Genomic DNA, 794 nt, shown 5'->3' on the forward strand with positions numbered 1-794 from the left:
TAGGTTCCGCTGGTATGCGCGGTTGATGAATCCGAAAACTGAATGCAATCCCCGCTGCAAATTTGTGAATTAGACAAAACAAAATCTGCCGTAAAATTATTGAATATGCTAATGCTCTTACTGGTATCGTGCATACAACCAAAATCACTGGTGGTTTGTAAGTTGACAGTATAATTGCCATTGACGGTATAAACATGGTTTGGGTTTTGAATGGAAGCTGTGTTCATGTCACCAAAATCCCACACATACCCTGCAATATTTCCACTTGCAATACTGGACCCATCAATAAAAGAAGCATTAAAGCAAGAAGAAGTAAATGTAAAATCAGCGACAGGTTGTGGATGAATGGTAAGGCTTAAAGTACTGGTATCCGTGCATGCAGAATCAGAAATCGCCACCAGTTGCACATTATAATCCCCGGCTTGGTTGAAGGGATGATTGGGTTCAAATAAGGTACTAGCAGAATTGTCTCCAAAATCCCATTCATAATTGGTAATGGTACCCGAAGCAATATTGGAATTGTTATTTAAATTCACGACTTGAAACACGCATGTATCCGTAATACTAAAATCTGCAATTGGATTAGCATTCACAAAAATAGTCTGCACCAAGCTATCCGCACAGCCTTGGTCCGACTGGGCAAAAAGTTGGACGGAATATGTTCCCGTATTATTGTAAGTATGATTTACAATGGAGTCTACCCCAAAAGTATTGTCTCCAAAATTCCAATGGATGCTATCAATGGAACTAGTACCAGCAATTGTTGTTAAATCGGTAAATAATGTACCTTGGTT

1 protein-coding gene is annotated in these 794 nt (G+C 39.2%); it reads right to left on the reverse strand.

Features of this window, described 5'->3' with window-relative positions; genetic code table 11:
• On the reverse strand, positions 1-794 hold a 794-nt coding region (locus DNU06_RS17530; protein ID WP_146239329.1), incomplete at both ends, for a PKD domain-containing protein.

The sequence above is a fragment of the Putridiphycobacter roseus genome (assembly GCF_003234935.1).
Classification (GTDB): domain Bacteria; phylum Bacteroidota; class Bacteroidia; order Flavobacteriales_D; family Crocinitomicaceae; genus Putridiphycobacter; species Putridiphycobacter roseus.